The 26,234-nt window shown below is 64.9% G+C and carries 20 protein-coding genes; 14 read left to right on the forward strand and 6 right to left on the reverse strand.

The window, feature by feature from the left end:
* Positions 1-7: 7 nt before the first annotated feature.
* The 4 genes from ACREB7_RS06420 (at position 8) to ACREB7_RS06435 (ending at position 3,444) form a co-directional block, all read left to right on the forward strand.
* Complete coding sequence (locus ACREB7_RS06420) at positions 8-601, forward strand: J domain-containing protein (RefSeq protein ID WP_431591462.1); 594 nt, start codon at positions 8-10, stop codon at positions 599-601.
* Positions 602-628: 27 nt separating this feature from the next.
* Positions 629-1,066, forward strand: a complete 438-nt coding sequence (locus tag ACREB7_RS06425) for a nuclear transport factor 2 family protein (protein WP_431591463.1) — start codon at positions 629-631, stop codon at positions 1,064-1,066.
* Positions 1,067-1,267: 201 nt separating this feature from the next.
* Positions 1,268-2,257: a cobaltochelatase subunit CobS gene (cobS, locus tag ACREB7_RS06430; RefSeq protein ID WP_431591464.1), complete on the forward strand. Its 990-nt coding sequence runs from the start codon at positions 1,268-1,270 to the stop codon at positions 2,255-2,257.
* Positions 2,254-3,444, forward strand: coding sequence for an alpha/beta hydrolase (locus ACREB7_RS06435; RefSeq protein WP_431591465.1), 1,191 nt, complete (start codon positions 2,254-2,256; stop codon positions 3,442-3,444). Before cobS ends, ACREB7_RS06435 begins: the two co-directional genes overlap by 4 nt.
* Positions 3,445-3,448: 4 nt before the next feature.
* Here the strand turns inward: ACREB7_RS06435 and ACREB7_RS06440 are convergent, their stop codons facing one another.
* Positions 3,449-3,583, reverse strand: coding sequence for a hypothetical protein (locus ACREB7_RS06440; RefSeq protein ID WP_431591466.1), 135 nt, complete (start codon positions 3,581-3,583; stop codon positions 3,449-3,451).
* The gene (locus ACREB7_RS06445) at positions 3,580-4,773 is read right to left on the reverse strand and encodes an MFS transporter (protein WP_431591467.1); all 1,194 of its coding nucleotides are present in this window, start codon (positions 4,771-4,773) and stop codon (positions 3,580-3,582) included. Before ACREB7_RS06445 ends, ACREB7_RS06440 begins: the two co-directional genes overlap by 4 nt.
* A gap of 225 nt (positions 4,774-4,998) precedes the next feature.
* On the opposite strand from ACREB7_RS06445, the gene cobT reads away from it, so the two are divergent.
* Entirely contained in the window at positions 4,999-6,822 is a 1,824-nt protein-coding gene (cobT, locus tag ACREB7_RS06450; protein WP_431591468.1) for a cobaltochelatase subunit CobT, read from the forward strand.
* A gap of 83 nt (positions 6,823-6,905) precedes the next feature.
* Here cobT and ACREB7_RS06455 read toward each other — a convergent pair whose 3' ends face one another.
* Positions 6,906-7,346 (reverse strand): hypothetical protein, encoded by a 441-nt coding sequence (locus ACREB7_RS06455; protein ID WP_431591469.1) that lies wholly within the window; start codon positions 7,344-7,346, stop codon positions 6,906-6,908.
* 119 nt (positions 7,347-7,465) lie between these two features.
* Here ACREB7_RS06455 and ACREB7_RS06460 point away from each other — a divergent pair, with 119 nt between their 5' ends.
* From ACREB7_RS06460 to ACREB7_RS06485, 6 genes are all read left to right on the forward strand, one after another.
* Entirely contained in the window at positions 7,466-8,047 is a 582-nt protein-coding gene (locus ACREB7_RS06460; protein ID WP_431591470.1) for a hypothetical protein, read from the forward strand.
* A complete protein-coding gene (locus tag ACREB7_RS06465; RefSeq protein ID WP_431591471.1) occupies positions 8,044-8,577 on the forward strand; it encodes a hypothetical protein in 534 nt (177 codons plus the stop codon). The genes ACREB7_RS06460 and ACREB7_RS06465 overlap by 4 nt, the downstream gene beginning before the upstream one ends.
* Before the next feature lie 448 nt (positions 8,578-9,025).
* Positions 9,026-10,672 (forward strand): acetolactate synthase large subunit, encoded by a 1,647-nt coding sequence (locus tag ACREB7_RS06470; RefSeq protein WP_431591472.1) that lies wholly within the window; start codon positions 9,026-9,028, stop codon positions 10,670-10,672.
* Positions 10,673-10,830: 158 nt separating this feature from the next.
* On the forward strand, positions 10,831-12,264 hold the full coding sequence (locus ACREB7_RS06475) for an aldehyde dehydrogenase family protein (protein WP_431591473.1): 1,434 nt from the start codon (positions 10,831-10,833) through the stop codon (positions 12,262-12,264).
* A gap of 244 nt (positions 12,265-12,508) precedes the next feature.
* Complete coding sequence (locus tag ACREB7_RS06480) at positions 12,509-13,390, forward strand: UDP-2,3-diacylglucosamine diphosphatase (protein ID WP_431591474.1); 882 nt, start codon at positions 12,509-12,511, stop codon at positions 13,388-13,390.
* Entirely contained in the window at positions 13,390-14,445 is a 1,056-nt protein-coding gene (locus ACREB7_RS06485; RefSeq protein WP_431591475.1) for a glycosyltransferase family 4 protein, read from the forward strand. The genes ACREB7_RS06480 and ACREB7_RS06485 overlap by 1 nt, the downstream gene beginning before the upstream one ends.
* Here the strand turns inward: ACREB7_RS06485 and ACREB7_RS06490 are convergent.
* Positions 14,442-16,901 carry a TonB-dependent receptor plug domain-containing protein gene (locus ACREB7_RS06490; protein ID WP_431591476.1) on the reverse strand — a complete coding sequence of 820 codons (2,460 nt, stop codon included), beginning with the start codon at positions 16,899-16,901 and terminating at the stop codon, positions 14,442-14,444. The genes ACREB7_RS06485 and ACREB7_RS06490 overlap by 4 nt on opposite strands.
* A 246-nt stretch (positions 16,902-17,147) precedes the next feature.
* Between ACREB7_RS06490 and guaA the strand changes: the two genes are divergently transcribed.
* Positions 17,148-18,707 (forward strand): glutamine-hydrolyzing GMP synthase, encoded by a 1,560-nt coding sequence (guaA, locus tag ACREB7_RS06495; RefSeq protein ID WP_431591477.1) that lies wholly within the window; start codon positions 17,148-17,150, stop codon positions 18,705-18,707.
* Positions 18,708-18,972: 265 nt separating this feature from the next.
* Here the strand turns inward: guaA and ACREB7_RS06500 are convergent, their stop codons facing one another.
* Together ACREB7_RS06500 and ACREB7_RS06505 are read right to left on the reverse strand one after the other, a co-directional pair.
* Complete coding sequence (locus ACREB7_RS06500; RefSeq protein WP_431591478.1) at positions 18,973-20,520, reverse strand: amidase; 1,548 nt, start codon at positions 20,518-20,520, stop codon at positions 18,973-18,975.
* 29 nt (positions 20,521-20,549) lie between these two features.
* A complete protein-coding gene (locus tag ACREB7_RS06505) occupies positions 20,550-22,772 on the reverse strand; it encodes a TonB-dependent receptor (RefSeq protein ID WP_431591479.1) in 2,223 nt (740 codons plus the stop codon).
* Between the two features lie 325 nt (positions 22,773-23,097).
* Here ACREB7_RS06505 and ACREB7_RS06510 point away from each other — a divergent pair, with 325 nt between their 5' ends.
* Positions 23,098-24,897: a flavin-containing monooxygenase gene (locus ACREB7_RS06510; RefSeq protein WP_431591480.1), complete on the forward strand. Its 1,800-nt coding sequence runs from the start codon at positions 23,098-23,100 to the stop codon at positions 24,895-24,897.
* A gap of 72 nt (positions 24,898-24,969) precedes the next feature.
* A complete protein-coding gene (locus ACREB7_RS06515; RefSeq protein WP_431591481.1) occupies positions 24,970-26,217 on the forward strand; it encodes a TetR/AcrR family transcriptional regulator in 1,248 nt (415 codons plus the stop codon).
* Positions 26,218-26,234 lie beyond the last annotated feature (17 nt).

The raw sequence follows: 26,234 nt of genomic DNA on the forward strand, positions 1-26,234 counted from the left end.
GCCTGTCTTGCCGTCCCCGACCCGTCCCACAAGATTCCAAGGCCGCGTTCCCCGCGACGAGCGCTGCGCCGCGCCCGGATGCCGCGAATGCGGCGAGTTTCGCGCCCCAATTTCGAGCACCCGATCGCCCGACGGGCCGCCGCAATATCGCTGGCTGTGCCTCGACCATGTCCGCGAGTTCAACAGCGGCTATAATTATTTCGAGGGGATGAGCGCCGACCAGATCATGGCCGCGCAGGCGCCGACCGCGGGCTGGGAAACCGAAAGCCGCAGCTTCCGCCCCGCCGGCAGCGCCGACCTGCCCCCGCGCTGGGCCGATTTTCGCGATCCGATCGATGCGCTCGGCGCGCGCTTCCGCCAGCGGATGGACGAGGCGCGGCGCGAGGCCGCCGATCCACGCTTCACCCGCGACGAGCATCGCGCGTTGCAGGTGCTGGGCCTCGAGGGCGGCACCGACCGCTCGGCGCTGCGCCGCCGCTACAGCGAGCTGGTGCGCAAATATCATCCCGACCGCAACGGCGGCGACCGCAGCCATGAAGCGAGACTCGGCGAGGTTGTTGCGGCATATCAGCTGCTGAGAAAGGCCAAGGCCTTCGCCTAAGGGGCCTTCACATAGGGGAGAGCGGCGATGAGCGATCTGGACGACCGGCGCATCGAAATGGTCCGCCGCCATATGGCGCTGGAGATCACCCACGACTGGGACGGGGTGATCGCGACCTTCGACCATCCGCGCTACGAACTGCTCGGCCCCGGCACGATATTCGACGGCGAGGCGGCGGTGCGATCCTATTTTGCGGCATCGCGCGAGCCATTTCCCGACCAGGCCAATGAAGTCATCGCGATCGCCGCCGACGCCGCGACCGACACCGTACTGGTCGAATTCTGGCTCACCGGCACCCACCTCGGCCCGCTCAAGCTCGGCCTGCGCACGATCGAGCCGACCGGCAAGGCGTTCCGCATCCGCATCGCCGCAAGCTTCCTGTTCGCACCGGGCAGCGACAAGATCATCTGCGAACGCCCCTATTACGACCAGTCGGCGGTGATGCGGGCGATCGGTCTCGTCTGAAAAGGCGTTGCAAGGCGAAACCCTTGACGATACCGCGCTCGGACAGTCGGCGGAAACGCGCCGACTCCTCTTCCCCGTCACCCTGAACTTGTTTCAGGGTCCATGGCCCGACCTTTCCGCCGACGCGGCGTCGAACGAGAGCCAGGGCCATGGATGCTGAAACAAGTTCAGCATGGCGAGCATGAAACAATGGACGCGACAATGACCGATATCCCCAACAGCCTCCCCGACCACCACGGCTCGACGCTGCTCGCGGCGCCCGATGTCGAGGTCAGCGCGCGCGAGATGTTCGGGGTCGATATCGACATGATGGTCCCGGCGTTCAGCGAGGCCGATGCGCGGGTGCCCGACCTCGATCCCGCCTATGTCTTCGACGGCGACACGACGCTCGCGATCCTCGCGGGGTTCAAATATAACCGCCGCGTCATGGTGCAGGGCTATCACGGCACCGGCAAGTCGACGCATATCGAACAGGTCGCCGCCCGCCTGAAATGGCCGTGCATCCGCGTCAACCTCGACGCGCATATCAGCCGCATCGACCTGGTCGGTCGCGACGCGATCGTGCTCAAGGACGGCCAGCAGGTCACCGAGTTTCGCGAAGGCCTGCTCCCCTGGGCGCTGCAGACCCCGACCGCGCTCGTCTTCGACGAATATGACGCGGGCCGCCCCGACGTGATGTTCGTGATCCAGCGCGTGCTCGAGACCGAGGGCAAGCTGACCCTGCTCGACCAGAATCGCGTGATCCGCCCCAACCCGCACTTCCGCCTCTTCTCGACCGCGAACACCGTCGGGCTCGGCGACACGAGCGGGCTCTATCATGGCACGCAGCAGATCAACCAGGGCCAGATGGACCGCTGGAACATCGTCGTCACGCTGAACTATCTGCCCGCCGCGACCGAAAGCGCGATCATCCTCGCCAAGGTGCCCGACACCGACGACACGACGGTGGCGAACATGGTCAAGGTCGCGGATCTCACGCGCCAGGGCTTCATCAACGGCGACATCTCGACCGTGATGAGCCCCCGCACCGTGATCAGCTGGGCGCAGAATGCCGCGATCTTCAACAATCTCGGTTTCGCCTTCCGCTTGACCTTCCTCAACAAATGCGACGAAGCCGAGCGGATGATCGTCGCCGAATATTATCAGCGCGTGTTCGGCGAGGATTTGCCCGAGGGGGTTGTCGGCAAGTGAGGCCGATACGCCACCTGACGGTGGCGTCCTTCGCACTGGTGCTTACGGGCTGCGCCGTCGCGGTCGATTATGGCGAGGTGCGGCATGCCGACTATGTCGCCGATGCGCGCTGCACCGCGCAGCCGGGCGCGGTGGTTGACGAGGGGGCGTTGCCGCTGTTCTTCGCGACCAGCCGCCTGCCCGATTGCCGCACGCCCGCCATTCGCCTGCTTACGCACCGCGGCGATCACCTGCGCTACGGGCGCTTCAACGCGCCGCAAGAAACCGAAATCGCCGGCAAGGAGACCTTGCTGACCCCGATGGCCTTTCAGGCGCCCGGCGACTGGTGGCGGAGTTTGCAGGCCGAGACCGACCGACGGCAGGGTCGCGTCCTGCTCTATGTCCATGGCTATCGCGAGAGTTTCGAGACGACTTCGAAGGATGCGGCGCAGATCGCGCGCATGACGGGCTTCGACGGGCCGGTGATCGAATATAGCTGGCCGTCGCAGCACAAGATCTTGAGCTACGCCGTCGACGAAACCAACATGTATCACGACGTCCGCAATTTCCGCGATTTCCTGAAGACGCTGGCCGAGCAGACCTGGGTCAAGGAAATCGTCATCGTCTCGCACTCGCTCGGCGCACGGCTCGTCATCCCGGCGATTTCCTATGTCGATCGCACGTCGAGCAGCGCCGACAGCAGCAATATCTCGAACATCATCCTCGCCTCGCCCGACATCGACCGCGAGACCTTTGAGCGCGATATCGAGGAAGAGGTGCTCGCCGCCCGCCGCGTGGCGCGCGACCGGCGGATCACCGTCTATGTCTCGGCCAGCGACAAGGCGCTCGCGGCGTCGCGGACGCTGCACGGCTATCCCCGGCTCGGTTCGCCCTATTGCTTCGACCCGTTCGAGGCGGCCGATCTGAAAGCGAAGGGCCTGCCGGTGCGCTGCTATGCCAATGCGGTGCCGGGGCTGACCATCGTCGACACCACCGACGTGTCGCGCGGGTCGACGGGGCACAGCAATTTCCTGCGCAGCGCGGTGGCGTGCCGCGATTTCGTCGATGTCGTGGCGGGCAAAAGGACGCGCCCCGAGCGCGTTGCGACCTCATCGGCGCATGTGTTCCGCCTGATGCCCGATCCGGCCGCTCCGAAGGAGCAGGACGAGGCGATCTGCAACCGCACCCCGCTGGAATTGCTTCGCTGAACGATCAGCCGAAGCCGCACATGATCGCGAAGTTGGTGAGCCAGACGACCGGCCCCTCGCCCGTCCACAGCCACAGCCCGCCCACGGCGATGACCGCAAAGGCGGCCAGCGCGATGCCGTCTTGCCGCTGCAGTTTCATGCGGTTTGCAACCGTTTGACCGGCGCATCGGCGATCGGCAAGTGGACGAGCCCGGCGAAGATCCCGAGCGCGATCGCAATGCCCCACGCGATATTGTAACTGCCGGTCGTATCGAAAATCGGCCCCGCCAGCCACGCGCCGAAGAAGCTGCCGACCTGATGGCTGAGGAACACGATGCCATAGAGCATCGACAGGTAACGGATGCCGAAAATGCGCCCGACGATGCCGCTGGTCAGCGGCACGGTGCCGAGCCACAGGAAACCCATCGCCCCCGCAAAAACGAGCGCGCTGGCGTGGGTGAGTGGGAGTAAGAGAAAAAGTGCGATCACCACAGAGCGGGCGACATAAAGCCCCGACAGTACATATTTCTGGCGCAGCATATCGCCCGCACGGCCAAAGACATAAGAACCAAAAATGTTGAACAATCCCACTAGCGCGAGCACGTTCCCACCGATTTCGATGCCCAGCCCCTTGTCGTTGAGATAGGCCGGCAGGTGCGTCGCGATGAAGGCGATGTGGAAACCGCAGACGAAGAACCCAGCGTTGAGCAGCCAGAATCCGCGATGGACCGACGCCTCGCGCAGCGCCTCGCGCGCACTTTGTTCGACCTCCTCGACCAGGCTGGGGCCGTCGGTCCGCCCCGCAACCCCGATCGCCAGCAGCCCGCACAGCGCGACGAGCCCCGCCATGATCCACAACGTCTCGTGATAACCGATGTCGCGGAGCAGCATCGACGCAAGCGGCACCATCAGGCATTGTCCAAGCGAACCGCCCGCGGTGACGATGCCGAACGCGCTGCTGCGCTTTTCGGGACTGACGACGCGCCCGACCGCGCCCAGCACGACGACAAAGGTCGTCGCCGACTGCGCCATGCCGATGAAGATGCCGAAACTGATGTGCAGCCCGATCGCGTCGGTCGCGAAGGCCGCGCCGATCAACCCGAGCGCATAGAGCAACGCGCCCGCGAGCACGACGCGCCCCGCGCCATGCTTGTCGGCCAACGCCCCGACAAAGGGCTGGACCAGTCCGAACAGCAGATTCTGCAGCGCCATCGCCAGCCCGAAGTCCGACCGGCTGATCCCGATATCGACGCTCATCTGCGGCAGGAACAGGCCGAACGACTGGCGCACGCCCATCGCCAGCGTGACGATGAACGCGGCGCAGAGGATGACGATCCAGGGCTTTTTCATGGGAGAGGTCATGCCGGGCGGATGCTCTTGCCGTTGGCACGCGTCAAGCAAGCATCGCTATATATCCGTCATCCCGGGCTTGACCCGGGACCCACCTTTTTCTTCAAGACAGGCAGGCCCCGGATCAAGTCCGGGGTGACGATGGATTGTCGTCGCCACCGCCCATTTTTCCTTCGCGGTCTCTCTTTCTTCGAGCGCCAAAGCTGGTTACAGCCTCGAGTCACCATGACCGCCTCCTCTCCCCTCGACGATTTCAAGGCCGCACTGTCGAGCGTCGCGCGCGCGGTGACGCGCGATGGCGAGGTCGAGGTCGGCTTTACCGCCGACGCCCCCGCGCAGATCGGCAAGACGATCAAGGTGCCCACCCCGTCGCGCACCCTGCCCGCCGATCAGGTCGCCGAAGCGCGCGGGTTCGCCGACGGCTATGCCCTGCGCATGAAGCATCACAGCGAAAAGCTGCACGCCGCCGCGCGTCCCGGCGAACCGCTCGCCGCCGCCGCGTTCGACGCGATGGAGCGCGCGCGGATCGAAGCGCTGGGCGCGCGCCACATGGACGGGATGCGCGCCAATTTGTCGGCAAGCCTCGCGATGCGGATGCGCTCGGACCCGATCGCGCGTGCGCAGAGCCGCGACGATGTGCCGGTGTCCTCGGCGCTCGAACTGATGCTGCGCGAGGCGCTGACCGGCGAGGCGCCGCCACCGGGAACCGAAACCGGCCTCGGCCTGATCAGCGACTGGATCGCGCAGCAGGCCGGCGGCGACATCACCGCGCTGGCGATGCAGATCGACGATCAGGCGGCGTTCGCCGAAACCGCGAAACTCGCGCTGCGCCATCTCGACCTGATCTATGGCGACGAGCCAATGGACGAAGGCGCCGAGGACGGCGGCGACGAGGACCAGAGCGAGCCCGAGGAGTCGCCCGACGAGCAGGACAGCGAAGACGGCGGCACCGGCGAGAGCCAGGTCGATGCGCGCGCCGAGACCGCCGGCGACCAGGCCGACGACGGCGACAGCGATCCCGACGCGCAGGAGATGGAGGCCGACGGCGAGCCCGAAATGGGCGGCGAAGGCGACGAGGGCATGCTGCCGGTGCGCCCCAACCGCCTGCCGACCGACGTCCCCGATTTCAACTATCTGCGCTTCACCGAAAAGCATGACGAGATCATCGCCGCGACCGACCTGTGCGACGCCGACGAACTGACCCGGCTGCGCGCCTATCTCGACCAGCAGATGCAGCATCTGCAGGGCGCGGTGACCAAGCTCGCCAACCGACTCCAACGCCGGTTGATGGCGCAGCAGAACCGCGCCTGGGATTTCGACCAGGAGGAAGGCCAGCTCGACGCCGCGCGCCTCGCCCGCGTCATCGTCTCGCCGGGCCAGTCGCTGTCCTACAAGATCGAGCGCGATACCGATTTTCGCGATACCGTCGTCACTTTGCTCATCGACAATTCGGGTTCGATGCGCGGCCGTCCGATCAGCATCGCCGCGATCAGCGCCGACATCCTCGCGCGCACGCTCGAACGCTGCGGCGTCAAGACCGAGATCCTCGGCTTCACGACGCGGACGTGGAAGGGCGGGCAGAGCCGCGAGGATTGGCTCGCCGCGGGGCGTCCCGCGCATCCCGGACGCCTCAACGACCTGCGCCACATCATCTACAAGCCCGCCGACGAACCCTATCGCCGCGCGCGCAAGTCGCTCGGGCTGATGATGCGCGAAGGGCTGCTCAAGGAAAATATCGACGGCGAGGCGCTGATCTGGGCGCACAGCCGCATCGTCAACCGCCCCGAGGAACGCCGCATATTGATGGTGATCTCCGACGGCGCCCCCGTCGACGACAGCACGCTGTCGGTCAATCATGGCGCGTACCTGGATCAGCATCTGCGCCAGGTGATCGAATGGATCGAGAATCGCTCGCCGGTCGAGCTGTGCGCGATCGGCATCGGGCATGACGTGACGCGCTACTACAGCCGCGCGGTGACGATCATGGACGCGGAACAGCTCGGCGGCACGATGGTCGAACAGCTCGCGGGGTTGTTCGATATCGATTGAGCGGAACAGCAAAGGGGGAACGGCTTGCACCGCTCCCCCTTTATGTCGGTCCGAAAGACACCCCGGCCGAAGCCGGGCGTCGCTTACATCTTCTTGCCGGCCCAGGTTTCGGGGTTGAAGCCCTCGAGCGTGTCGCCCTTGGCGCCTGCGGCGATTTCTTCGGCGGTCAGGAATTTGATCGCGACGCCGCCGGCCTTGGTGCTGCCCCAGCTCATCGCGGTCATGTGGCTGTCGCCATATTTCGCGCCGATCACGGCGTCAGCGCCCAGCTTCTCGCCGCGCTCCCACAGCTCGTTGTAGATTTTCTGCTGCGACGGTTCCTTGCTGAAGATCGTCGCCTTGCGCACGCCGGCGGTGACGACGCCGACGATCTTGTACGGCTTGTCGGTGATGTCATAGGGGAAAACGGGAACGCCCATCTCCTCGTTGACCATCACATAGGTCTTGTCCTTCTTCGCCAAAACCGGCGTCGAAACCAGCATGGCCGCGATCGCCACGCCCGCGAGAATCTTGATTCGGCTCATTTTCTGCTCCCCCAAATGATCCGGCTAATTTGCGCTCCGGCCGCATGGCGTCAACCATATTCTCTCTTCAATTCACCGCATGGATCGCGTAGCCTCAAAAGGGGTTGCAGGGGGATTTTATGCTTTCGAACCATATGGCTGCGGCGGCGCTCATGCTCGCAGCGGCGGCGCAGGCGGCACCCGCCGACGACGCGGCGCCAGCCGCCGCGACCGCCGACTTGATCGTCGCCGAACCGGTGGCTGCGCCCGCCGCGCCCAGTGCCTCCGCGCTGGTGCTGCGGCGCGACACGCCGATCCATTTCATGGTGGTGTCGGAGGTGACGACAAAGACGCACACCGCAGGCCACCGTTTCAAGCTGCGCGTCGACAAGCCGGTGTCGATCGACGGCGTGATGGTGATCCCGGTCGGGACGACGGCCTGGGGCGAAGTGCTGGAGGCCGAGAAGAGCGGCAATGCCGGCAAGTCGGGAACGCTCAGCGCCAAATTGCTCTATGTCGATATCGGCGGCATCCAGGTGCCGATCAGCGGCAACAACGACGCCAAGGGATCGAGCGGCACGGGCGAGACGGTGCTCGGCGTCCTCGCGCTCGGCCCGCTCGGCCTGTTCGCCAAGGGCAATAACGCCAAGATCAAGGCGGGCGAGTTGATGACCGGCTTCGTCGAACAGGACACCGCTTTGCCGGCGCCGGCGGGGCTGTGACGCTGCGCGGCGCGCTCGCGCTGAGTCTTTGCGCGGCGCTGGCGATGCCGACGGCCGCGCAGGACGTCATCGTCGCGACGCCGATGGCGACATCGTCCGCAACGCGGACCCTGGTCCCCGCCGGGACGGTCATCGAGCTGGTGACCACCAACGCGATTTCGAGCAAGAAAAGCGCCAAGGGCGACCTCCTGTACCTGAAGGTCGCGGCGCCGGTTATGATCGACGGGGTCATCGCCATCGCGACCGACACCGTCGTCGTCGCCCAGTTGACCCGCGCCGATCCGCGCGGCGCCTTTGGCAAATCGGGCAAGCTCGACATCCAACTGCTCTATGCCGAATTGCCGGGCGGCAGCCTGCGCGTCAGCGGCGCGTTGGAGGCGCGCGGCAAGGGCGACGCCGGCGATGGCGTGGCGACCGCCGCCGCCTTTCTGTTCATGCCCTTCATCGCGACGGGCCGCAGCGCCGAAATCCCCGCCGGATCCGAAGTCGCAGGCCGCCTCGACCGCGACCTGTGGATCGACCGGCGCTGATCGGGCCGCGCCGCCCGCGCCAGGGTCCGGGCTCCATTACAGCGCCGTCGAGGCGCCCAAATGGCGAACATATCGGGCCGAAAGACGCGCCGGGAGGGCGGGTGGCCCTTCCAAGCGTCTTTCGGCCCGAGATGGAAGCCATTTGGACGTCCGAAGGGATTTGAAGCAAAATGGCCCATTGCTTCGTCGAGAAGTCTCGAAATATCGACATATGTCTTCGCCTTCTCTCCTCGCACTGGGCCATTTTGCTTCAAACCTCGACGGCGCTGTAATTGAGTCCGGACCCTAGGGTGACAAGCCCTTATCCCCTCGTTACAACCTCTTCCCGATGCAGCAGGGACTCGCGGCCTGACGACGAGAGCCGCTGTATCGATCATTGTGCTGAGGGTCGCCGGCACGGACGTAGGGCCGCACCCAGTAGGTGCGTGGCTGAGGGGGCGACTGTCACATGAAAAAAGCATCCGACCTGTTCATCGAATGCCTGGAGGAAGAAGGCGTCGAATATATTTTCGGCGTTCCGGGTGAAGAAAATCTCGACTTCCTCGACAGCCTGTCGCGGTCGACCAAGATCAAGCTGATCCTGACCCGGCACGAACAGGGCGCGGGTTTCATGGCCGCCACCTATGGCCGCCACACCGGCAAGACCGGCGTCTGCCTCGCGACGCTCGGCCCCGGCGCGACCAATTTCGTGACCGCCGCCGCCTATGCGCAATTGGGCGGCATGCCGATGATGATGATCACCGGACAGAAACCGATCAAGAAATCGAAGCAGGGCCGCTTCCAGATCCTCGACGTCTGCTCGATGATGGGGCCGATCACCAAATATACGCACCAGATGGCCTCGTCGGACAATATCCCGAGCCGCGTGCGCGAAGCGATCCGCCTCGCCGAAGAGGAAAAGCCCGGCGCGGTGCATATCGAACTGCCCGAGGATATCGCCGACGAACATACCGACAGCCACCCGATCAAGCGCAGCCATAGCCGCCGCCCGACCGCCGACGTCAAATCGGTCCGCGAAGCGGTGAAGGCGCTGGAAGAGGCCAAGTCCCCCGTCCTCGTCATCGGCGCCGGCGCCAACCGCACGATGACCAGCCGCATGTTGCTGCAATTCATCGAAAAGACCGGCATCCCCTTCCTCACCACCCAGCTCGGCAAGGGCGTGATCGACGAGCGGCACCCGAAATTCCTCGGCTGCGCGGCGCTGTCGGCCGGCGACTTCGTCCACCGCGCGGTCGAGGCCTCCGATTGTATCGTCAACCTTGGCCATGACGTGATCGAAAAACCGCCCTTCTTTATGAAGGAAGACGGCCCGACGGTGATCCATATCTCGAGCAAGACCGCCGAGGTCGATCCGGTCTATTTCCCGCATATCGAGGTCATCGGCGACATCGCCAATGCGGTATGGCAGATGAAGGAAGACATCGTCCCCAGCGGCAGCTGGAAATTCGACCATATGCTGAAGTTCCGCCAGGGCGAAGTCGACCATACCGCGCCGCTCGCCAAGGACGAACGCTTCCCGATCTTCCCGCCGCACCTGGTGCAGTCGATTCGCGACGCGATGCCCGACGACGGCATCATCTGCCTCGACAATGGCGTCTACAAAATCTGGTTCGCGCGCGGCTACACCGCCTATCGTCCGAACACCGTGTTGCTCGACAATGCGCTGGCGACGATGGGCGCCGGCCTGCCGAGCGCGATGATGTCGTCGATGATCTATCCCGACCGCAAGGTGATGGCGATCTGCGGCGACGGCGGCTTTATGATGAACAGCCAGGAAATGGAGACCGCGGTCCGCCTCGGCCTCAACATGACGGTGCTGATCCTCAACGACTCGAGCTACGGCATGATCCGCTGGAAACAGGCGAACATGGGCTTCAAGGACTGGGGCCTGACCTATGGCAACCCCGATTTCGTCAAATATGCCGAAGCCTATGGCGCCCACGGCCACCGCGTCGAAAGCGCGGCGCACCTGAAGGAACTGCTGGCGCTCACGCGCGACACGCCGGGCGTGCACCTCATCGACTGCCCGGTCGACTACACCGAGAACGACCAGATTTTGAACATCGACATCAAGAAGATATCGAAGGAAATGTAATTCTGGCCCCCTCCCGCAAGCGGGAGGGGCAGCGAGGCTTGGCAGCTTGCTGCCTAGCCGCAGCGGGGTGGGCATCTGCACCGCTGCTGGCCCACCCGCTTTCAGAGTCACGCGCCTCTGAAAGCCCCCTCCCGCCTGCGGGGGGACGGAGAAGCTGAATGAAACTCAAGGACGTCTACCCGCTCTACCTCAACAACAAGGCGGTGCAGCCGAACACCGACCTCGAGGTGATCGACAAATATACCGGCGAAGTCGCGTTCCGCACCGCGCTCGCGACCCCCGACGTCATCGACGAGGCGATCGCTGGCGCCGTGCGCGCTGCCGAGCCGATGGCCCGGCTCGCGAGTTTCGAGAAGCGCGACGTGCTCAGTCATTGCGTCGCGCGCTTCCAGGAGCGGTTCGACGAGCTCGCTTTTGCGCTGTGTGTCGAGGCGGGCAAGCCGATCGCCGATGCCGAGGGCGAGGTCAGCCGCCTGATCGACACCTTCCGCATCGCCGCCGAGGAAGCGGTGCGCAACTATGGCGAGATCCAGCCGCTCGACATTTCTGCCCGCGCCAAGGGTTATATGGGGATGTGGAAGCGCGTGCCGATCGGCCCGTGCAGCTTTATTTCGCCGTTCAACTTCCCGCTCAACCTCGCGGCGCACAAGATCGCCCCGGCGATCGCGATCGGCTGTCCCTTCGTGATGAAGCCCGCATCGATGACGCCACTCGGCGCGATCATCATGGGCGAGGTGCTCGCCGAATGCGACATCCTGCCCGAGGGTGCATTCAGCATCCTGCCCGCGAGCCGCGCCGGCGCCGATCTGTTCACCACCGACGAGCGCCTCAAACTGCTGAGCTTTACCGGATCGCCCGGCGTCGGTTGGGATCTGAAGGCCAAGGCCGGCAAGAAGAAGGTCGTGCTCGAACTCGGCGGCAATGCGGCGGTCGTCGTCGACAAGGACGCCGACCTCGACCATGCGCTCGCGCGGATCATCTTCGGCGGCTATTACCAGTCGGGGCAGAGCTGCATCCACGTCCAGCGCGTGATCATCCATGAGGATATCTACGAGACCTTCCGCGACATGCTCACCGCGAAGGTGAAGACGCTGAAATCGGGCGACCCGAAACTTCACGACACGTTCATCGGGCCGATGATTTCGGTCAAGGAAGCGCAGCGCCTGAAAGGCTGGATCGATGACGCGGTCGCGGCGGGCGCGACCCTGCTCGCGGGCGGGGGCTGCGCGGGCAATATGCTCGAAGCCGCGCTGCTGGAAAATGTCCCGCGCGACGCCGATGTCGTGGTCGAGGAAGCCTTTGGCCCCGTGGTCGTGCTGTCGAAATTCGCCAAATGGGACGAGGCGCTGGCCGAGGTCAACGACAGCAAGTTCGGGCTCCAGGCGGGGCTGTTCACCAGCGACCTGCATAAGGTCCTCGAGGCGTGGGACCATCTCGACGTCGGCGGCATCGTCGTCAACGACGTGTCGTCCTACCGCGTCGACAATATGCCCTATGGCGGGGTCAAGGACAGCGGGCTGGGCCGCGAGGGTGTGCGTTTCGCGATCGAGGATATGAGCGAGATCCGGAATCTGGTGATCCGGCGGGTCTAGCCCTCCAATAAATCTCGTCATTGCGAGCGTAGCGAAGCAATCCAGGGCGGTTTACGCACGCTCTGGATTGCCGCGTCGCCCCGGATCAAGTCCGGGACTCCTCGCAATGACGAGGATTGAAACCGCCAAGGCCGTCACACAACCGCCCCGAAACTTTCTCCAAATTGTCGCGGCTTCGATTCCCGCCGTGTAACAAAACTCCTGTCTAGGCCGATGGCAGCAAAAGCTGCTTTCGGAGCATGACATGGCATCGATTTCCACCCTGCCGATCCCCGCGCGCTTTCCCGACCCCTTTACCACCGACCCGCATGTTCCCGAACGGCTGATCGGCGAACGGCGGAGCTATCGGACGGTGTGGGTCAGCGACATCCACCTCGGCACCCGCGGCTGCAACGCCGCGATGCTCATCGATTTTTTCGACCATGTCGATTGCGAAACGCTCTACCTCGTCGGCGACATCATCGACGGCTGGCGGCTCAAGAAGCGCCACTTCTGGCCGCCCGAGCATAATGACGTCGTGTGGCGGGTGCTCAAGCGCGCTAAGCGCGGCACCCGCGTCGTCTATGTCCCCGGCAACCATGACGAGATGATCAAGCCGTTCGACGGCTTCGATTTCGGCGGGGTCGAAATCCGCCGCGAGGCGATCCACGAGACCGCGACCGGCAAGAAATTGCTCGTCGTCCATGGCGACGATTTCGATGCGGTGATGCTCGCGCATCGCTGGCTCGCCTTCGTCGGCGACGCCGCCTACACCGCGCTGATGAAGTGCAATGTGGTGGTCAACCGCATCCGCAGCAAACTCGGCCTGCCCTATTGGTCGCTGTCGATGGTCGCCAAGCACAAGGTCAAGAACGCCGTCCAGTTCATCGGGCGCTACGAGGAAGTCGTCGCCCATGCCGCGCGCGCGCGCGGGGTCGACGGGGTGGTGTGCGGCCATATCCACAGTGCCGAGATGCGCGCCATAGACGGCGTCGATTATTATAACGACGGCGACTGGGTCGAGGGCTGCACCGCGCTGGTCGAGCATCACGACGGCACGATGGAGATTCTGCACTGGGCCGACGAAGTCGCAAACCGCGCCGCGCCGACCCCGCTTGCGCTGCCCGCACCGGCGCGGGCGGCCTGATGCGCATCCTGATCGTCAGCGACGCCTGGGAGCCGCAGGTCAATGGCGTCGTCCGCACGCTGCAGGCGACGATCGCCGAATTGCGCCGCGAGGGGCATGAGGTCGGGGTGATCTCGCCGGACCTGTTCCGCTCGATCCCCTGCCCTTCCTATCCCGAAATCCGCCTCGCCTTCGCCGGCTGGCGCAAGGTCGGGCGGCATATCCGCGCCTTTGCCCCGCAGGCGATCCATATTTCGACCGAGGGGCCGCTCGGCATGGCGGCGCGGCGCTGGTGCCTCCGCAACCGCTTTCCGTTCACCACCGCCTATCACACGCGCTTTCCCGACTATGTCGCGGCGCGGCTGCCGCTGTCGCCCGCCTTTGTCTGGCGCTTCATCCGCTGGTTCCATCGTCCGGCGCGCCACATCATGGTCGCGACGCGCAGCCTGGCGCGCGAACTCGCCGACGAGGGGCTGGGCCAAACGATGCTGTGGGAACGCGGGGTCGACCATGACCTGTTCCGTCCCGACCGCGCCCCGCATCCGGCACTGGTCGGGCTGGCGCGCCCGATCCAGCTCTATGTCGGCCGCGTCGCGGTCGAGAAGAATATCGAGGCGTTCCTCGATACCGACCGGCCCGGCACCAAGGTAATCGTCGGCGACGGTCCCGCGCTCGCCGAACTCCAAAGCCGCTATCCGGGCGCGGCCTTCCTCGGCAAACAGACCGGCGAGGCGCTCGCTTCGGTCTATTCAGGCGCCGACGTCTTCGTCTTCCCGAGCAGGACCGACACCTTCGGGCTGGTGATCATCGAGGCGCTGAGCGCCGGAACGCCGGTCGCCGCCTATCCGGTGCCGGGTCCGGGCGATATCCTGCGCGATGGCGCGGGCGCGCTCGACGAGGATCTGGGCAAGGCGATCGCCGCCGCGCTGGGGTGTGACCGCAGCGATGCGGCCGCGTTAGGCGCGCGCTACAACTGGCCCGCCTGCACCGCGCAGTTCCTCACCGCGCTGACCTTCATTCCCGCCGATGCCACCCCGCAAAGCGCCGCGCGCGGCCCGACGGTCCTCTCCGCCTAAAAGGCCTTGCGCCACTCCAGCTCGATATAGCGGCCCAGCGGGTCGATATAGCCGGGCTGGTAATTGAGCGGCACGATGCCGTTGCCGTCGGTGATCTTGCGCTGGGCATCGAAGATATTGTCGACCGCAAGGCGCAGACGCGATCCCTTGAGGAAGGGCATCTTCTCAATCAGCTTCGGTTTCTGGCTGAAGTCCAGGAAGACGCGCAGGTTGAAGGTCGCGAGGTCGCCGAAGTTGAGGTCGCCCGCAGTGCCGCCCGTTACCGTGCTCCCGCTGTCGTACTTCGCGCTGAGCCGTACCCCGAGCCCCTTGTTGAAGACGCCGCCGTCGAGTTCGAGCAAATGGCGGTTGCTGCCGCCGCCATTGCCCGTCGCCGACCCGTCCAGCAGGTCGAGCTCGGGCACACCGGGGCGGATCAGCACCGTGTCGGTCAATTTGATCGTGTGATAGAGGGACACCTGCCAACGCCCGCCCTGCGGACCGCCGAACATGCCGCCGGGCCCGCCCGGACCGCGACCACCGCCGCCCATGCGCGGGCCGCCGCCACCCGGACCGCGCGCACCCGGTCCGCCTTCGCCGCCGGGCGGACGTCCGCCGGCGCCTTCGGGCCTTGCGCCGCCGCGACCGCCGCCCGCGCCGGGCCCACCCTGCGCCGGCTGGCCAAAGCTCTTGCCGAAATTGAAGCCCCAGCGGATCTGCGAATTTTCGGTGCGGTCGAAATTGACCGGCCGCTGGTCGAGCGCGATCAGCACGCCATTGGCGTCGCGCGTCACGCGGTCGGGAAAGGCCGCCTCGATTTCGGGGGTCAGCAGCGGAAAGCTGTTCGCCGTGTCATAGCTTTTGTTCTTGTTGTAATTGACCGAAAAATTCAGTCCCTCGAGCATCGGCGGCGACCAGTTGACGCCCAGCTTCAAATCGCGGCGCTGTTCGGCAAGCAGGAAGGGATTGCCCCCCGTCGTCGTCGTGATCTGCACCGTCTGGCCGGTCGCGAAATCATAATAGGTGACCGCGGGCGTCACCAGCGGCGCGGCGCCGAGTTGCTGGATGCCCGGCGCCGCCTCGTCATTGTTGAAGCTTGCGACCAGCGACAGATTGTCGGTCAAACCCCAATTGACGTTGGCGCCCCAGCTTTTGAGCGCGGCGAAATCGCTCGGATCCTGATATTGCCCGCTCAGCGTCAGCGACACGCGGCCGATCTTGCCCACGCCATATTCGGGGTCGAGCAGCGGGATGGTGAGCGAGCCGAGCACGCCCGGCAGGTCGCGCGCCAGATCGGTCGTCGTGATCCCCTGCGCGGTTTCCGACCGGCTGTCGAAGCGTAGCCCCGCATAGCTCGCGGTGGCCGACAGGCGGATCGGCCCGGCCCAGCCGTCGCCGAGCCCGCCCGAGATATTGGCGTTGCCGCCGAAACTCTGCTGGCTGCTGTCGAAGCGGTCGCGCACGCCGCTGATGCGGTCGGTGAAGATCAGCGAATCGGCGTCGGCATAGTTGGCGCCCGCCGACCAGCGCCAGTTGCCGATCATGCCGTTGATGCTGGCGGTCGACGCGAGGTTGCGGCTGCGGCTGTCGCGCCGCAGCGGATCGGCCACCCCCCCGACGCCGGGGCCGAGCAACGACAGCGCATCGGTCTGGTCGAACCGGACGTTGAGCGACGCGTCGGTCAGCTTGTTCAGGCTGCGCTGGATCGTGCCGTCGATCTTGTAGGCATCGCTGGCGCCGAGCAGGCTGCGCGCGGGCGCCTCGGCCGCCTGCAGCGGATCGTCATAGACCAGGTTGCGCTCGCTTTCGCGCAGCATCGTCTGATGCTCCCAGCCCGCATTGAGGTTGAAGCGGCCATTTTTGCCGATCATCAAGAAGCTGGGTTCGATTTCGCTCTGGAACCGGCCGCCCTGCGTCGGGATACCGCCCTCAGCCTCGACCGCGACCTGGCGGAAATTGGGCTTGAGCACGAAATTGACGACGCGCTCGTCGGCCGCATAGCCATATTGCAGCGCGACTTCCTCGGGGAAAATCTCGACCTTGGCGATCGCTTCGGGCGGCAGGTTGCGCACCTCGCCAAAGCCGCCGATACGACGGCCGTTGACGAGGATGATCGGCCGCCCGCTGCCGCGGCCGCGGCCCGAGCGCGTCTGCGGCCCGAGCGCGGTCAGCAGTTCCTCGACATTCGAGACGCCATAGCTGGCGATCGCCGCCTCATCGAGTTCGGCCTCGGCGCTGAAATCGGTCTCGAGCTGGCCCGCGAGGCGCGGCGCGGTGACGATGATCTCTTCGTCGTCATAGTCGTCGGCGCCGTCCGCCGGACCCGCCGCCCCCGTATCGGCCGGCTGATCGGCCGCCGCGACGGCGGTCACCGCAACGGGGTTGTCGATCACCTCGGCCATGGCCGGGGTGCCGAGCGAAGCGCCCGCCGCGAGCAGCGCGGCCTTGACCGATAGCGGGGAAGCAAATGTATTCATGGGAGAGGAGAGCCTTTTTCTTTTATCTTTGCATTTGTTTAGCGACGCGGACTGAACGCCCCCTGACGTCCGTGAAGCCGAGCGTTCAGCTAGGCGGCGTTTGTCGCAACAATATGGCAGGGCAACAAATGTTCCACGAACGGGGGCCAGGCGCCGTTGAGCGACCGCGCCCGGTTCCCCGGCCGCCCGCCGGGATCGCGACCTAGAAATACTGGACAGGAACCGGACGCCTCCTTAGGTGGCGCCATGTCCATCCAACCGACCGAATCCATCCTGATCGTCGACTTCGGGTCGCAGGTCACCCAGCTCATCGCCCGCCGCGTCCGCGAGGCCGGGGTGTATAGCGAAATCGTCCCCTTCAACAACGCGGCGGAGGGTTTTGCGCGGATGAAGCCGCAGGGCGTCATCCTGTCGGGCGGCCCCGCCTCGGTCACCGACGCGGGCAGCCCGCGCGCGCCGCAGGTCATCCTCGACAGCGGCCTGCCGATCCTCGCCATCTGCTATGGCCAGCAGACCTTGGCCGTCCAGCTCGGCGGCACGGTCGAGGGCGGCCACGCCGCCGAATTCGGCCGCGCCGACGTCGAAATCCTGAAACCCAGCCCCCTGTTCGACGGCTTCTGGGAGGTCGGCAACCAATATCCGGTGTGGATGAGCCATGGCGATCGCGTCACCGAAGCGCCCGAAGGCTTCGAGATCGTCGGCACCTCGCCCAACGCGCCCTTCGCGATCTGCGTCAACGAGGCGAAGCGTTATTACACCACGATGTTCCACCCCGAGGTGGTGCACACCCCCGACGGCGCGAAGCTGCTGTCGAACTTCGTCCACAAGATCTGCGGGCTCGCGGGCGATTGGACGATGGCCGAATTCCGCGCCACCAAGATCGCCGAAATCCGGGCGCAGGTCGGCGACCAGCGCGTGCTGTGCGGCCTGTCGGGCGGCGTCGACAGCGCGGTCGCTGCGGTGCTGATCCACGAAGCGATCGGCGAGCAGCTGACCTGCGTCTTCGTCGATCACGGCCTCCTCCGCCTCAACGAGCGGACGCAGGTCGAGGAATTGTTCCGCAACCATTATAATATCCCGCTCGTCGTCGTCGATGCCGAGGAACGCTTCATGGCCGGCCTCGCGGGGCTCACCGACCCCGAAGCGAAGCGCAAATTCATCGGCGGCGAATTCATCAATGTCTTCGAGGAAGAAGCGAAGAAGATCGGCGGCGCCGATTTCCTCGCGCAGGGCACGCTCTATCCCGATGTGATCGAGTCCGTCAGCTTCACCGGCGGGCCGAGCGTGACGATCAAGAGCCACCACAATGTCGGCGGCCTGCCCGAACGCATGAACATGAAGCTCGTCGAACCGCTGCGCGAATTGTTCAAGGATGAAGTCCGCCTGCTCGGCAAGGAACTCGGCCTGCCCGACGTCTTCGTCGGCCGCCACCCCTTCCCCGGCCCCGGCCTCGCGATCCGCATTCCGGGCGAAGTGTCGAAGGATCGTTGCGATATCCTGCGCAAGGCCGACGCGGTGTATCTTGAGGAAATCCGCAACGCCGGGCTCTATGACGAGATCTGGCAGGCCTTCGCGGTGCTGCTGCCGGTCAAGACCGTCGGCGTGATGGGCGACTACCGCACCTACGACCATGTCTGCGCACTACGCGCGGTGACCTCGACCGACGGCATGACCGCCGACATCTATCCCTTTGAGGCGAGCTTCCTGAGCCGCTGCGCGACGCGGATCATCAACGAGGTGCAGGGGATCAACCGTGTGGTCTATGACTATACGTCGAAGCCGCCGGGCACGATCGAGTGGGAGTAAAAAGCAGCGGAATGTCGGTGAATTACCTTTATTTTTAGGTAGTTACATATCGAACCATGTTGATGCATTCTGCATCATCACCGAGCTGTATCTCGCTGAATTTGATGGCCTGCTCAAGATGGACGGCAATTGGCGGTTTGCCGGCAGTCGGCTTTCTGGCAGGAGGCGGAGAGAGCGGACGACCGCAGTCCGTAGACTTGGCCGCGATCGACGACGATGCCCTGCCCGGTCACATATCCGCCCGCAACGCTGCATCTGCCAGCCTTCAGGTCAGGACCGGTCGGCGGCCGGTCCAGGGCGCGGCGCGCTCGAGCTGGCCGGCGAGGCGGAACAATGTCGCTTCGTCGCCATAGCGCGCGCTGAACATCACGCCGATCGGCAGGCCCGATTTCGACATCGCGAGCGGCACCGACATGCTCGGCTGGCCGGTCTGGTTGAATAGCGCGCTGAACGGGCCGAATTCGGTGACCGCCTTGTAATAGCTGTTCAGATCGGCGGGCGAGAGACCGAGGATGCCGAGCTTGACCGGCGGCGACGCCAGCGTCGGCGACAGCAGCAGGTCGTAATGGTCCATGAAGTTGGCGACGGTCGTCGCGGCAACCTGCAGATCGCTGTTCGCCTGCGCAAAATCGACCCCGCTGGTCTTCATCCCCATGTCGTAAAAGGCGCGGGTCACCGTCTCGATCATCTCGGGCCCTGCGACGATGCCGGTCGCCGCTTCGCGTGCGCGCAGATCGGCGGCGATCGACGCCGAGATCATCGTGAAGACCGCGCGGCCGAGCGCGGCATTGTCGACCTTGGGCGCGGCTTCCTCAACATGATGGCCCAGGCTTTCGCATAGCTTGGCGGCGTCGCGGACGGCCGCCACGCATTCGGGATCGACCGGGGTGCCCATTGGCGTCGCGACGTTGAGCGCGATGCGCAGGCGGCCGGGCTTGCGCAACACTTCCTCCAGAAAGCTGCGCTCGGGGGTCGGCGCGCCATAGCGCGACCCGCGCTCGATCCCATGGGTCGCATCGAGCAGCGCGGCGCTGTCGCGCACGCTCCACGTCACGGCGTGATGCGTCGACATGCCTCCCCAGCCTTCGGTTCTGGGCGGCCCCATCGGCACGCGGCCGCGGCTCGGTTTCAGCCCGAACAGCCCGCAGCACGAGGCGGGGACGCGGATCGATCCGCCACCGTCGGTGGCGTGCGCGCCGGGAACGACGCCTGCCGCGACGGCGGCCGAGGCGCCGCCGCTCGACCCGCCCGACGTATGTTCGGGGTTCCAGGGATTGCGGGTCAGCCCGGTCGCGCGCGATTCGGTGGTGCCCGACAGCCCGAATTCGGGGACGGTGGTTTTGCCGAAAATGACGAGGCCCGCGCGTTCGTGGCGGCGGACCAGTTCCGAGGTGACGGTCGCGCGGTTGCCCTTGTAATAACGGCTGCCCTGTTCGGTCAGTTCGCCGGCAATATAGGTGTTGAGATCCTTGAGCAGCCAGGGCACGCCGGTGAAATGCCCCTTGGGCAAGCCCCTGGCTATCGCGGCGCGGGCATAGTCATAATGTTTCTGCGCCATGAAATTGAAGCGCGGATTGAGCGCTTCCGCCCGCGCGATCGCGGCTTCGAGCAACTCGGTCGGCGACGCCTTGCGGCGCTGGACCAGTTCGGCGAGCGCGGTCATGTCGTGCGTCGCCAGGACGTCGTCCTTCGGCGCCGCCGCGCGTAGCGGATCGGCGACGAGCGCGGTCGCGGACAGCGCCGCGCCCGCCTGGATCATTTTGCGCCGCGACAGAGGCGATTGCAGCATGGCGCTGGAAATATGGTCGGTCATGGCAATCGCCTCCGAGTGATCGGGCCTTGTCAGAATTTCGCGCGAACCTCGGCGCCGATCTGGCGCGGCGCGGCCCAGGTCACATAGCGCGCGCCGAACTGGTCGGACGATTGCAACTGGCCGATAACGGCCTTGTCGGTGACATTATTGGCATAGAGGCGGACGCGATAATTGTCGTCGGGGCTGTCCCAGATCAGCGCCAGGTTGAGCAGCGCATAGCCCGGCTGCGAATCGAGCGCGGTGTTGAATTCGCGGAAATATTGGGTCGAGCGATAGCTGAGGTCGACGCGCCCGGTGATGCGGCCGAACGACATCTCGTCGGTGCGATAAGCGACCCCGAGGTTGCCCGAAAATTTCGGCGCATTGTTGAGCCGGTTGCCGCGCAGATTCTGGAGACCGGCAGCGGTGTTCAGCGAATCGACGTTGCTGAAATTGCTATATTCGGCGTCGAGCAGCGACATATTGCCGTTGATCGTCCAGTTGTCGTCGGGCCGCAGCGCCGCTTCGAGTTCGAAGCCCTTCACCTTCGCACCGGCCGCATTGGTGATGATGCGCGACAGGCCGATGACCTGCGAAATCTGCAGATTGGTGTAATCGTAATAGAAGGCCGAGGCGTTGAGCGTCAGCATATTGTCGAACAGCCGGCTCTTCACACCGCCTTCATAGGCGGTCACCTTTTCCGGATTGAAGACATTGTTGCACGCGAAGGCGTTGAACCCGCCCGCCTTGAAGCCCTTCGAGAAGGTCGCGTAGAGATTGGCGTTCGATGCGAGGTCGAACTGCGCGCCGACGCGCGGCGTCGTCGACGACCAAGACACTTCGTTCGACGGCACCGGGCAGGTCGAGGTTCGCGGCAAGGCATTGCCGCCGATATTGAGCTGGAAATAATTGTCCTGCTCGATCCGCTGCGTGTCCTTCGACAGACGGATGCCGCCGATCAAGCGGAACCGCTCGGTCAGATCGACGGTCAGGTCGGCGAACGCCGCTTTGCTGCGCGTATTATTGTTGTTCGCGGTGAAGTGCAGGATCGTCCCCGGCGGCAACGGAAAGATACCGAGCTTGAAATTATATTCCTGCAAATAGAAGTTGTTGTCGGCCAGATAGAAGAGCCCGCCGACCGCGCGCACCGGTCCGATCTCGCCACTGACGTTCAGTTCCTGCGTGAAGGTCTTGGACCGGAAATGCCGGAAGACCGGAAAGGCGTCGAGCTGCGTCGCGTCGTCGTCGCCGACATATTTGCCGTCGTTGCGCGCATAGCCGGTGATCGATTTCACCGTCACGTCGCCGACGTTCCAGGTCAGCGTCGCGCCGCCGGAAACATAGTCGCGGTCCGACGTGATCGGTCCGTTGGCGCTGGTGCGCCAGGGATCGAGCGGGACGACCGCGTTCACCAGATACGGGTTCTTGGCGATCGCGTCGGCCGACGGCTTGTTGTGCAACGTGAAGTAGAGGCTGGGCCCCGAACCGTGTAGCGCCGCACCGCTGAGGTCGAGGGTCAGATTGTCGGCCAGGTCGATCGCGACGCGCAGCCGCCCCGAGACCGTCTCGCCCTTGTCGAGATCGGGACCGCCGGGCGTCACATTCTTGACGAACCCATCGCCGCGCCGCGTCCAGTCGGCAACAAGCCGCGCCCGGACCCGGTCGCCGAGCGGGACGTTGATCATCCCTTGCAGCTTCGTTTCATCATATTCGGCATAGCCGGCGAGCGCATAGCCCTCGAACCGGTCGGTCGGCGCCTTGGTGATGAAATTGACGGCGCCGCCCGTTGCGTTGCGGCCATAGAGTGTCCCCTGCGGCCCGCGCAGCACTTCGACGCGCTCGATATCGGCCTGTGCGAGGTCGCCCATCGTCGGCTGCGCCTGATAGACGCCGTCGATATGGATCGCGACGCCCGGCGCCCCCTGGTTGAGTCCGACCCCGCGGATGTTGATCGCGGTATTGCCGAGAATCTTGCCTGCCTGCATGCTGGGCACGGCAAATTGCAGGTCCGCCGCGCTGGTGATGCCGCGCTGGGTCAGCACCTCGCCGCCGATCGCGGTGATCGAGGCGGCAACCTTCTGGACGCTTTCCGAGCGTTTCTGGGCGGTGACGACGATTTCTCCGCTGTCGGCGGGCGCTTCCGCCGCCGCCGTTTCGCTGTCCGCCGAAGCGGCATCCGCCGCGTCGGCTGCGTGGGCCAGCGCCGCGGGCGAAAGCGCCAGTGCCATCGTGGCAACCGCGCCGCTCAACATGATTTTGGATTTGTGCCGCATGACATCCCTCTCCTGATTCGCCTCTACAGGGCTTTTGACATTTCGGGACCTTCATAACTCAAAATGTCAGCCTTGAGTCAATAATTTTTTACGAATGAGTGCAATTAGACCCTGATCCGTTCTTCTCCCCGGTCGCCGTTCTGTCGCTTATTGGCTGACTTCCCACGATATTCTGAAGGATGGTCACCTGGTTGAGGAGAGAAAATCCATCCTTGCCGACGTCCTCACGCAAAGCTCTTGACGAAATTATATACATAAGGGATCATATGCACTCATATGTAGAAATGGACACAGCGACGCAATGCGCGGCAATGAGGAGAGTAGAATGACGCACATGGACAAGGACGGCGACACCGCCGAACCGGCTTTCGACCCCGCTGCGCTGCGGGCGAAATATCGCGAAGAGCGCGACCGGCGGCTGCGCACCGAGGGCACATCGCAATATGTCGCGGTCGATGGCGCCTTCGCGCACTTCCTCGATGACCCCTATGTCGCACCGGGCTTCACGCGCGCCCCCCTGACCGACGACGTCGAGGCGGTGGTCGTCGGCGGCGGCTTTGGCGGGCTGATGGCGGCGGCGCGGCTGCGCGAAGCGGGGGTGGACGATGTCCGGATCATCGAACGCGGCGGCGACTTTGGCGGCACCTGGTATTGGAATCGCTATCCCGGCGCGGCGTGCGACATCGAATCCTATGTCTATATGCCGCTGCTCGAGGAACTGAACGCGATCCCGACCGAAAAATACGCCCGCGCGCCCGAAATTTTCGCGCACAGCCAGGCGATCGGTCGCCATTTCGGTCTTTATGACAAGGCCTGCTTCCAGACTGCGGTGACCGAATTGCGCTGGGACGAGGACATCGCCCGCTGGATTGTCTCGACCGATCGCGGCGACGCGATCAAGGCGCGCTTCGTGATCCTGTCGACCGGCCCGCTCCAGCGCCCCAAACTGCCGGGCATCCCCGGGGTCGAAAGCTTCAAGGGGCATATGTTCCACACCAGCCGCTGGGACTATGCCTATACCGGCGGCGATGCGACAGGCGGCATGACCGGCCTCGCCGGCAAACGCGTCGGGATCATCGGCACTGGCGCCACCTCGATCCAGGCGGTGCCGCACCTCGGCGAGGCCGCCGGGCATCTCTATGTCTTCCAGCGCACCCCGTCGTCGGTCGATGCGCGCCATAACCAGCCGACCGACCCCGACTGGGCGCGGAGCCTCACGCCGGGCTGGCAGCAGCGGCGGATGGACAATTTCAACGCGCTGGTCAGCGGCGGGGTCGCCGACGAGGATCTGGTCGCCGATGGCTGGACCGAGATTTTGGGCGGCGTCGGGGTCGAGTTGCTCGCGCAGGGCGACGCACTCGCGCGCATCCAGATGAACGACTTCAAACGGATGGAGCGGATTCGCGCCCGCGTCGACGCGATCGTCGCCGATCCCGCGACCGCCGAGGCGCTGAAGCCCTATTATGACCAGATGTGCAAGCGGCCGTGCTTCAACGACAGCTACCTGGAGACCTTCAACCGCGCCAATGTCACGCTGGTCGACACCAGGGGACAGGGCGTCGACCGGATCACCGAGCGCGGCGTGGTCGTCGATGGCGTCGAATATGAACTCGACTGCCTGATTTACAGCACCGGCTTTGAATTCCAGACCGACTATGCGCGGCGGACGGGGTTCCAGACCTATGGTCGCGGCGGGTTGACCCTGACCGAGAAATGGGCGGACGGGATTTCGACGCTGCACGGCTTCACCACGCACGGCTTCCCCAATCTGTTCGTGCTCGGCAATGCGCAGACCGCGAACACGCCGAACTTCACCCACATGCTCAACATCTCCAGCCGCCATGTCGCCTATATTGTGCGCCATTGCGCCGACCGGAAACTGGCGTCGGTCGAACCCAGCGAGGAAGCCGAGCAGGCGTGGGTCGCCGATGTCCTCTCCTTCGCGGGCATGCGCCGCTCCTTCGATGAGGAATGCACGCCGGGCTATTATAACAATGAAGGCATGCCGTCGGACCAGACCGCGCGCGCCGGTTTCTATGGCGGCGGGCCGATCCTGTTCACGCACAAGATCGACGCATGGCGCGCTGCGGGCGACCTCCCGGGGATGATCTGCGTGCCGCAATAGGCGCCAGTTTCTGACATATGGGTGTCATGGGACGTGTTGACGTAAGGGAATATGCGTGGTGAGACGCGTCCCATGACAGCATCCAAAAGCAAGGCGCGCGCGACGCGAGGCAGCAAGCGCGCGCTGTTCCTGGAAGAGGCGGCGCGCGCGCTCAACAGTCGCGGCATTTCACAGACCTCGCTCGCCGATCTGGCGCAGACGATTGGCGTGTCGCGCGCCGCGCTCTATTACTATTTCGAGGACCAGCAGGATCTGGTGTTCCAAAGCTATCGCCGTTCGTGCGAGATGATGGCGCGGCGACTGAGCGAGGCGGTGCATCGCGGCGGCGGCGCGTTGACGATCCTCAATGATTTCATCGACGGGATGCTCGGCGTCGACGAACCCGACTTCGCTTCGCTCAGCGAAGCGGCGTTTCTGCACCCCGACCAGCGCAACACGATCCTCGGTCTCTATGAAGCGATCCTCGCGACCATCGTCGAGATATTGAACAGCGGGGCGCGCAGCGGTGAGTTGCGTTCCTGTGCGCCCGGCATCGCGGCGCAGGCGATCATCGGCCTGGTGTCGTGGATTTCGATGGCGAAGCGCTGGGGTTCCAATACCGAATTGACGCAGGCCGACATGGTCGCCGCGATCAAGGCGTTGCTCGACGGCGGCATCGCCGCCGATCGCAAGGCGCTGGTCGCCTATCGCCCGATCGACATGTCGCGCAGCGCGATGCGCGCCGACAATGTCTTCAACGCCGAAGCGATGGCGGCGGCGAAGCAGGAGGCATTGCTCGCGTCGGCGTCATGGCTGTTCAACCTCAAAGGGGTCGATGCGACCTCGCTTGAGGAGATCGCGATGCGCGTCGGGGTGACCAAAAAGGTCATCTATCACAATGTCGGCGACAAGGAGACATTGCTCGTCGCCTGCAATCGCCGCGCGTTCCGTATCTGGGAGGATATCGCGCAGGCGGCATTATCTTATGACGGGTCACGGCTCGAGGCGATGTGCATGGCTATGTACGCCAACACCGAAGCCAGCCTGCGCGAGGATTGGGCGCCGCTATCGTCGCTCGCGGGTTTCGAGGCGCTGCCCGTGGAAGCCCGTACCGAAGTCGATGAATCGGCCATCCGGTTGATGAACGCCTATCTGCAAATACACACGACCGGGCAGAAGGAAGGTTCGATCGCGGTGCCCAACGCGCGCGCGTTCATGGCGATGGCGCCCGGGACTTTTCAGTGGTTGCCCAAGTGGCACGACAGCTTCTCCCCCGCCGAGCGGGAGATTGCGCCGCGCGAGATTGCCGACCTGATCCGGCTGGGCCTCCGCGCGATCTGATCTCACACGCCAAGAAC

Origin of the sequence: Sphingopyxis sp., from assembly GCF_050725615.1 — a bacterium.
Taxonomy (GTDB): Bacteria; Pseudomonadota; Alphaproteobacteria; order Sphingomonadales; family Sphingomonadaceae; genus Sphingopyxis.

Bases quoted from the DNA above. Each gene is read 5' to 3' on its own strand.
- ACREB7_RS06455 (WP_431591469.1), bottom strand. From the start codon at position 7,346: ATGAGCCGAATCAAGATTCTCGCGGGCGTGGCGATCGCGGCCATGCTG.
- ACREB7_RS06485 (WP_431591475.1), top strand. From the start codon at position 13,390: ATGCGCATCCTGATCGTCAGCGACGCCTGGGAGCCGCAGGTCAATGGC.
- ACREB7_RS06510 (WP_431591480.1), top strand. From the start codon at position 23,098: ATGACGCACATGGACAAGGACGGCGACACCGCCGAACCGGCTTTCGAC.
- guaA (WP_431591477.1), top strand. From the start codon at position 17,148: ATGTCCATCCAACCGACCGAATCCATCCTGATCGTCGACTTCGGGTCG.
- cobT (WP_431591468.1), top strand. From the start codon at position 4,999: ATGACCGCCTCCTCTCCCCTCGACGATTTCAAGGCCGCACTGTCGAGC.
- ACREB7_RS06515 (WP_431591481.1), top strand. From the start codon at position 24,970: ATGACAGCATCCAAAAGCAAGGCGCGCGCGACGCGAGGCAGCAAGCGC.
- ACREB7_RS06470 (WP_431591472.1), top strand. From the start codon at position 9,026: ATGAAAAAAGCATCCGACCTGTTCATCGAATGCCTGGAGGAAGAAGGC.
- cobS (WP_431591464.1), top strand. From the start codon at position 1,268: ATGACCGATATCCCCAACAGCCTCCCCGACCACCACGGCTCGACGCTG.
- ACREB7_RS06440 (WP_431591466.1), bottom strand. From the start codon at position 3,583: ATGAAACTGCAGCGGCAAGACGGCATCGCGCTGGCCGCCTTTGCGGTC.
- ACREB7_RS06460 (WP_431591470.1), top strand. From the start codon at position 7,466: ATGCTTTCGAACCATATGGCTGCGGCGGCGCTCATGCTCGCAGCGGCG.
- ACREB7_RS06425 (WP_431591463.1), top strand. From the start codon at position 629: ATGAGCGATCTGGACGACCGGCGCATCGAAATGGTCCGCCGCCATATG.
- ACREB7_RS06505 (WP_431591479.1), bottom strand. From the start codon at position 22,772: ATGCGGCACAAATCCAAAATCATGTTGAGCGGCGCGGTTGCCACGATG.
- ACREB7_RS06490 (WP_431591476.1), bottom strand. From the start codon at position 16,901: ATGAATACATTTGCTTCCCCGCTATCGGTCAAGGCCGCGCTGCTCGCG.
- ACREB7_RS06475 (WP_431591473.1), top strand. From the start codon at position 10,831: ATGAAACTCAAGGACGTCTACCCGCTCTACCTCAACAACAAGGCGGTG.
- ACREB7_RS06500 (WP_431591478.1), bottom strand. From the start codon at position 20,520: ATGACCGACCATATTTCCAGCGCCATGCTGCAATCGCCTCTGTCGCGG.
- ACREB7_RS06480 (WP_431591474.1), top strand. From the start codon at position 12,509: ATGGCATCGATTTCCACCCTGCCGATCCCCGCGCGCTTTCCCGACCCC.
- ACREB7_RS06445 (WP_431591467.1), bottom strand. From the start codon at position 4,773: ATGAAAAAGCCCTGGATCGTCATCCTCTGCGCCGCGTTCATCGTCACG.